The following is a 6,234-nucleotide window of genomic DNA, read 5'->3' on the forward strand; positions in this document are numbered from 1 at the left end:
TCGGCGGCGGGGTGTCCCACCCTGTGGCGCATGGCACGTTGTGAGGTCTGCGGAAACGATTACGGCATGTCCTTCGAGGTGCACGCGCAGGGCGCCGTGCACGTCTTCGACTGCTTCTCCTGCGCCATTCACCGCATGGCGCCCATCTGCGAGCACTGCCGGGTCCAGATCATCGGCCAGGGCGTCGAGGTCGAGGGCAGCTGGTACTGCGGCGGCCACTGCGCCCGCGCGGAGGGAAAGGCGGGGATCGTCGACAAGGTCTGAGCCGGGCCCGCCGCCCCGGGCGGCCGGAACCCCGCTGCGTACACCCCATGACCCAAGTTGTACGGTCATGGGGTGTACCGCTTCCTGTTGTCGCGGCAGTGGGTGATCCTCACCCTCGTCGCCCTCGTCCTCATCCCCGTGATGATCGAGCTGGGCTTCTGGCAGCTCCACCGGCATGAGCGCCGGGTCGCCCAGAACGCCCTGATCGCGGACAACCTGAAGGCGAAGCCGGTCCCCGTCGAGACCCTGACCTCGCCCGGTCACACCGTCCCGCGCGCCGACTACTGGCGCCGGGTCACCGCCACCGGAACCTTCGACACCGCGCACGAGGTCGTCGTGCGCCGCCGCACCAACGCCGACGAGAACGTCGGCATGCACGTGCTCACCCCGCTGGTCCTCAAGGACGGCCGGGTCGTGCTGGTCAACCGGGGCTGGGTGCCCGCCGCCGCGGACCAGAAGGCGTACCCCGCGGTGCCGCCCGCGCCCAAGGGCGAGGTGACCGTCACCGGCCGGCTCAAGGCCGACGAGACCACCGGCGCCAGCGGCATCAAGGACCTGCGCGGGCTGCCGGACCGTCAGGTCATGCTGATCAACAGCGCCCAGCAGGCCGAGCTCACCGGCGCCGAGGTGCTCGGCGGCTACCTGGAGCAGACCGCCCCCGCCGCCCCGGGCGGCTCCCCCGAGCAGATCCCGGAGCCCGACCACGACTCGATCGGCGCGCACATGGCGTACGCCGTGCAGTGGTGGCTGTTCGCGTCCGGCGTGCCGGTCGGCTGGATCGTGCTGGTCCGCCGCGAGAAGCGGGACCAGGAGGCGGCCCGGCGCGAGAGCCCGGAGCCCGCCCCCGCCGCGGTCTGAGCCGTCCGCACCCGTACCTGATTGGCCGTCGCCGCTTCAGGGAACACGCCAAAGCGTGACGCAACGTATCGAGGACTACGCGCTCATCGGGGATCTGCAGACCGCGGCCCTCGTCGGCCGTGACGGGTCGATCGACTGGCTCTGCCTGCCGCGCTTCGACTCCGGCGCCTGCTTCGCTGCGCTGCTCGGCGACGAGAACAACGGTCACTGGACGGTCGCCCCGGCCGGCGCGTCCCGCTGCACCCGGCGCGGCTACGCCGGCGAGTCGCTGGTCCTGGAGACGTACTGGGAGACCCGGACCGGCACGGTGAAGGTCGTCGACTTCATGCCGCAGCGCGACGAGCACCCGGACGTCGTGCGGATCGTCGAGGGACTGAGCGGCAGCGTCGAGATGAGCGCCGTGCTCCGGCTGCGCTTCGACTACGGCTCGATCGTGCCGTGGGTGCGCCGTGTCGCCGACGGCCACCGGGTGGCGATCGCCGGCCCGGACTCGGTCTGGCTGCGCAGCGAGCCTCAGGTGAAGACCTGGGGCCAGCAGTACAGCACCCGCTGCTCGTTCACCGTCGGCGCGGGCGAGCAGGTCGCGTTCGTACTGACCTGGCACCCCTCACACGAGGCGCGCCCGCCGCAGATCGACCCCTTCGAGGCCCTCGCACAGTCCCTGGAGGACTGGAAGACCTGGTCGGCCCGCTGCACCTACGAGGGGCCGTACCGCGAGGCCGTGCTGCGCTCCCTGATCACCCTGAAGGCCCTCACGTACGCCCCGACCGGCGGCATCGTCGCCGCGCCCACCACCTCCCTGCCGGAGGAGATCGGCGGCGTACGGAACTGGGACTACCGCTACTGCTGGCTGCGCGACTCCACCCTCACGCTCGGCGCGCTGCTCGCGACGGGCTACGTCGACGAGGCCGCGGCCTGGCGCGACTGGCTGCTGCGCGCGGTCGCCGGCGACCCGGCCGACCTGCAGATCATGTACGGCCCGGCCGGCGAGCGGCGGCTGCCCGAGGCCGCACTGTCCTGGCTGCGCGGCCACGCGGGCTCCGCCCCGGTCCGGATCGGCAACGCGGCCGTGGAACAGTCGCAGCTGGACGTGTACGGCGAGGTCGTCGACTCGCTCTTCCAGGCGCGGGAGGCGGGCATCCCGGCCGTGTCACACGCCTGGAACCTCCAGCTGAGCCTGCTCGGCTTCCTGGAGTCGACCTGGCGGGAGCCGGACGAGGGGCTGTGGGAGGTGCGCGGGCCGCGCCGTCACTTCACCCATTCGAAGGTGATGGCCTGGGTCGCCGCCGACCGGGCGGTGCGCACGCTGGAGTCGGACCCCTCCCTGAGCGGGGACCCGGCGCGCTGGCGGGCGATGCGCGACGAGGTGCACGCGGAGGTGTGCGCCCGGGCGTACGACCCCGAGCGGAACACCTTCACCCAGTCGTACGGCTCGCGGGAGTTGGACGCGGCGACGCTGCTGATCCCCCGGGTCGGCTTCCTGCCGCCGGACGACCCGCGGGTGGTCGGCACGATCGACGCGGTCCGGCGCGAGCTGGGGAACGGCGGATTCGTCCGCCGCTACACCCCGGCGAAGGCCCTCGACGGGCTGCCCGGCCAGGAGGGGGCGTTCCTCGCCTGCACGTTCTGGCTGGCGGACGCGCTGCTGCTGACCGGCCGGAAGGACGAGGCGCGGGAGGTCTTCGAGCGGCTGCTCGCGCTCCGCAACGACGTGGGGCTGCTCGCGGAGGAGTACGACCCGGTGGCCGGCCGCCAGCTGGGGAACTTCCCGCAGGCGTTCAGCCACATCGGCCTGGTCGGCACGGCCCTCGCCCTGGCCTCGGGGGAAGTGGTCGGCCTGGAGGGCGAGGCGGCAGGATAGTTCCATGGATCTTGGACTGAAGGACCGTGTGTACGTCGTGACCGGCGCGACCCGGGGGCTGGGCCGGGCGTCCGCGGAGGCGCTGCTCGCGGACGGCGCGAAGGTCGTGGTGACCGGGCGGGACGCGGCGTCGGTCGCGAAGACAGCCGCCGAACTGGGGCCGGACGCACTGGGCGTGGCGGCGGACAACGCGGACGCCGGGGCGGCGGAACGGGTGATCGCCGAGGCGAAGGCCCGGTTCGGGCGCTTCGACGGCATCCTCATCAGCGTCGGCGGCCCGGCGCCCGGCTTCGGCGTCGACAACACCGACGAGCAGTGGCAGGCGGCGTTCGACGCGGTGTTCCTGGGCGCGGTGCGGATGGCGCGGACGGCGGCCGGGGCGCTGACCGAGGGCGGCGTGATCGGCTTCGTCCTGTCCGGCTCGGTGTACGAGCCGATCCCGGGCCTGACGATCTCGAACGGCCTCCGCCCGGGCCTGGCGGGCTTCGCCAAGTCGCTCTCCCGCGACCTGGGGCCGAGCGGCATCCGGGTGATCGGTCTGCTGCCGGGCCGGGTGGACACCGACCGGATCCGCGAGCTGGACGCCCTGTCCGGCGACGCGGACGCGACCCGCGCCGCGCAGGAGGCGCACATCCCGCTGCGCCGCTACGGCCGCCCGGAGGAGTTCGGCCGCGCGGCGGCGTTCCTGCTCTCGCCCGCGGCGTCCTTCCTGACCGGCGTGATGCTGCCGGTGGACGGCGGGATGCGGCACGGGTTCTGAGGGCGCCGCCCGGCATCTCAGGTGACGCGGCGGGCGTGGTGTTTGACCGCGCGCAGGCGGGCCTCGGTGGGGATCGAGGCGAGGCCCGTCGAGGTGCGGGCGTGGCGCAGGGCCTCGTCGGTGAGCGCGGTCAGGGCCTTGCCGGGCGAGGCGTACGGCTCCAGGAGCAGCCGGACCCGGGCCGTCGGCGCGGTGGGCCGGCCGCGCAGCGAGACCTGAGCCTTGGCCACGCCCTCCAGGGTCGCCACGTCCGCCTCCAGGACGTGCTCCAGGGCCGTGCCGCGTACCACCGCGGCCTCGCCGTCGCCGGTGTCGACGAGCACCTCGGCGAGGCGGCCGCGCCGGAACTGGGCGACCAGCCACCACAGCGCGAGCAGCAGGATCACGCCGAGCACCGCGATGACCGTCGGCCACCACCAGCCCTCGTCGCGCCACCGCTGTCGGCCCGTCTTGGACAGCAGCACGTCCGAGGAGCCGGACCAGGGCCACCACGAGGGCACGCCGAGGTCGAACCCGGCGGCGAGCACGGCCCCGCCGACCACCAGCAGGATCAGGCCGGCGAGCGCGAGCAGCACCCGGTTGAAGCGCCGCAGCATGGACGTCACCTCACTTCTTCCGCGGCGTACGGCCGACCCGGAGCAGCAGTTCGGGCGGCGCGGCGAGGCCCAGTTCGTCGATGCCGGCGTCCAGGACGGTCGTCAGGTCGGCGCCCACGTCGTCGATCTCGCGGAAGTGCGACAGGGCCCGCGCCTTCACCTTCCTACGCCCCACCCGCACCCGTACCGACTGGACGCCGGAGACCTCCATCGCCCGGTCGCGCAGCGCGAGCGCCGCCGCCTCGCGGTCGAGCCCGGCCCGTACGTCGGCGTGCAGGCGGCGCATCGGCAGGACGTCGCGCAGCCCGGGGGTGACCGCCAGGACGAGCAGCCAGACGCCGAGGACGACGCCGACGCACGCGCCGATGAGCACCAAGACGTCGTCGAGGGGCCGGGTGGCGAGGTCGTCGGCGAGGCTGCGCCGCCACTGCATGGCGCGGCGATCCGCGCGGACCGCCGCCACGTCGTACAGCAGCAGCCCGACGGCCCCGACCACGACGATCGCGAGGAGCGTGGCGGGAAAGCGGCGGAAGGACCAGAAACGGCCGGCGGCCTTCTCGGGACCGTCCTGGAGCACGGGCACCTGCTCGGGCTCGGGCGCGGGCTGGGCCTCGGTCTCGGTGCTCATCGCAGCTTCCCCCGTGCCTCGTGGCCGGCGTGCGGCGAGTGCAGCCGCTCGATCTGGACGGCGACCTCGGGCACGTCCATGCCGGCCAGGGTCGTGACGCGCTCGGTGACCCGGCGGCGGACCGCCCCGCACTGCCGGCCGATGTCGGAGGGGTAGTCGAGTTCGAGGGTGACGGAGACGTGGGCGGCGTCCCGGTGCACCACGACCGTGGCATGCGGCCTGTGGCCGCCCTTGGGCAGGCTTTCGAGGGCCTCACGCGCGGCCTGCGCGGCGATCTTCGCGACGACGCGGTCGGCGATCGTGGTCGACCCCCGTTCGGCGGCGGTGACCCGGTACGTGGCCACCCCCTGTCACCTCCGCCGATCGCCGCGCTCGCGACCCCGGAACAGGTCGCCGGGTTCGAGGTCGCCGTCGAGGAACCGGCCGGCGATGAAGCCGACCGCCCCCAGGGCCGCGATCAGCAGGAACGCCCCGAACCCGCCGAAGTACCCGGCGAAGCCGAGGGCCATGCCGGCCACCATTCCGACCACCGCCATGCTCATGCTGAGCTCCTTCCGCCGGACACGTGGCTACTGGAGCCGCGTCTCCGACTCCTCTTCCTCTTCCTCGGGCAGCTTCACATCGCTCACGGCGATGTTGACCTCGACGACCTCCAGGCCGGTCATCCGCTCGACGGCGGCGACCACGTTCTCCCGGACGTCGCGGGCGACGTCGGCGATGGAGACGCCGTAGTCGACGACGATCTCCAGGTCGAGGGCGGTCTGCACCTCGCCGACCTCGGCCTTCACGCCGCGCGACACGCCGGACGTCTTGCCGCCGCCGGGGACCCGGTCTCGCACGGCCCCGAACGTGCGGGAGAGACCGCTGCCCATGGCGTGGACGCCGTCGACGTCCCGGGCGGCCAGTCCGGCGATCTTCTCCACGACGCCGTCGGCGATCGTGGTGCGGCCGCGGGCCCCCGGATCGCCGCCGCCGCGCTTGGTCACGGACGTGCGGCGCGCCGTGTGCCTCGGCTCGTCGACGGACAGTTCGTCGGTCTTCACGGAATCGGTCATCACCGTTCGTCCCTTCCGGGAGGGATTGGGCTCCGTTGACCACACTAGGTGCGCTTGCCCGGTCGCGCGCCGGAGATGCGGCAGGCTGGGGGAATGACGACGGGTGAGGGACGCGCGGCGGCGCGCGGACGGCCGGCCTGGAGCCGGCTGCTGCCGCTGGGCGACGCGGCGGACGGCGCGTGGCTGGCGGAGCGCGCGGCGCGGGAGGCGCT

General features: G+C 73.7%; 9 protein-coding genes. 4 read left to right on the top strand and 5 right to left on the bottom strand.

From position 1 onward, the window contains the following. The first annotated feature begins 30 nt into the window (after positions 1-30). From VIU94_RS19765 to VIU94_RS19780, 4 genes are all read left to right on the top strand, one after another. Positions 31-264, top strand: a complete 234-nt coding sequence (locus VIU94_RS19765) for a metallothionein (protein ID WP_331913158.1) — start codon at positions 31-33, stop codon at positions 262-264. Between the two features lie 72 nt (positions 265-336). Then, positions 337-1,122 (top strand): SURF1 family cytochrome oxidase biogenesis protein, encoded by a 786-nt coding sequence (locus tag VIU94_RS19770; protein ID WP_331913159.1) that lies wholly within the window; start codon positions 337-339, stop codon positions 1,120-1,122. Positions 1,123-1,177: 55 nt separating this feature from the next. After that, positions 1,178-2,983 (top strand): glycoside hydrolase family 15 protein, encoded by a 1,806-nt coding sequence (locus VIU94_RS19775; protein ID WP_331913160.1) that lies wholly within the window; start codon positions 1,178-1,180, stop codon positions 2,981-2,983. Positions 2,984-2,987: 4 nt separating this feature from the next. Further along, on the top strand, positions 2,988-3,743 hold the full coding sequence (locus tag VIU94_RS19780; RefSeq protein ID WP_331913161.1) for an SDR family oxidoreductase: 756 nt from the start codon (positions 2,988-2,990) through the stop codon (positions 3,741-3,743). Between the two features lie 17 nt (positions 3,744-3,760). Here the strand turns inward: VIU94_RS19780 and amaP are convergent, their stop codons facing one another. The 5 genes from amaP to VIU94_RS19805 are packed head-to-tail and all read right to left on the bottom strand — an operon-like array spanning position 3,761 to position 6,022. Beyond that, entirely contained in the window at positions 3,761-4,339 is a 579-nt protein-coding gene (gene amaP, locus VIU94_RS19785) for an alkaline shock response membrane anchor protein AmaP (RefSeq protein ID WP_331913162.1), read from the bottom strand. A 10-nt stretch (positions 4,340-4,349) separates the two neighbouring features. Next, positions 4,350-4,967 (bottom strand): DUF6286 domain-containing protein, encoded by a 618-nt coding sequence (locus VIU94_RS19790; protein WP_331913163.1) that lies wholly within the window; start codon positions 4,965-4,967, stop codon positions 4,350-4,352. Continuing rightward, positions 4,964-5,311 carry an Asp23/Gls24 family envelope stress response protein gene (locus VIU94_RS19795; RefSeq protein ID WP_331913164.1) on the bottom strand — a complete coding sequence of 116 codons (348 nt, stop codon included), beginning with the start codon at positions 5,309-5,311 and terminating at the stop codon, positions 4,964-4,966. Before VIU94_RS19795 ends, VIU94_RS19790 begins: the two co-directional genes overlap by 4 nt. 6 nt (positions 5,312-5,317) lie before the next feature. Then, entirely contained in the window at positions 5,318-5,509 is a 192-nt protein-coding gene (locus tag VIU94_RS19800) for a hypothetical protein (protein ID WP_331913165.1), read from the bottom strand. 27 nt (positions 5,510-5,536) lie between these two features. After that, positions 5,537-6,022, bottom strand: coding sequence for an Asp23/Gls24 family envelope stress response protein (locus VIU94_RS19805; protein WP_331913166.1), 486 nt, complete (start codon positions 6,020-6,022; stop codon positions 5,537-5,539). Positions 6,023-6,234: the final 212 nt, after the last annotated feature.

It is taken from the genome of Streptomyces sp. (genome assembly GCF_036566765.1).
Classification (GTDB): domain Bacteria; phylum Actinomycetota; class Actinomycetes; order Streptomycetales; family Streptomycetaceae; genus Streptomyces.

Coding starts and splice junctions, on each gene's coding strand:
- VIU94_RS19765 (WP_331913158.1), top strand. CDS start 31: ATGGCACGTTGTGAGGTCTGCGGAAACGATTACGGCATGTCCTTCGAG.
- VIU94_RS19780 (WP_331913161.1), top strand. CDS start 2,988: ATGGATCTTGGACTGAAGGACCGTGTGTACGTCGTGACCGGCGCGACC.
- amaP (WP_331913162.1), bottom strand. CDS start 4,339: ATGCTGCGGCGCTTCAACCGGGTGCTGCTCGCGCTCGCCGGCCTGATC.
- VIU94_RS19790 (WP_331913163.1), bottom strand. CDS start 4,967: ATGAGCACCGAGACCGAGGCCCAGCCCGCGCCCGAGCCCGAGCAGGTG.
- VIU94_RS19800 (WP_331913165.1), bottom strand. CDS start 5,509: ATGAGCATGGCGGTGGTCGGAATGGTGGCCGGCATGGCCCTCGGCTTC.
- VIU94_RS19805 (WP_331913166.1), bottom strand. CDS start 6,022: ATGACCGATTCCGTGAAGACCGACGAACTGTCCGTCGACGAGCCGAGG.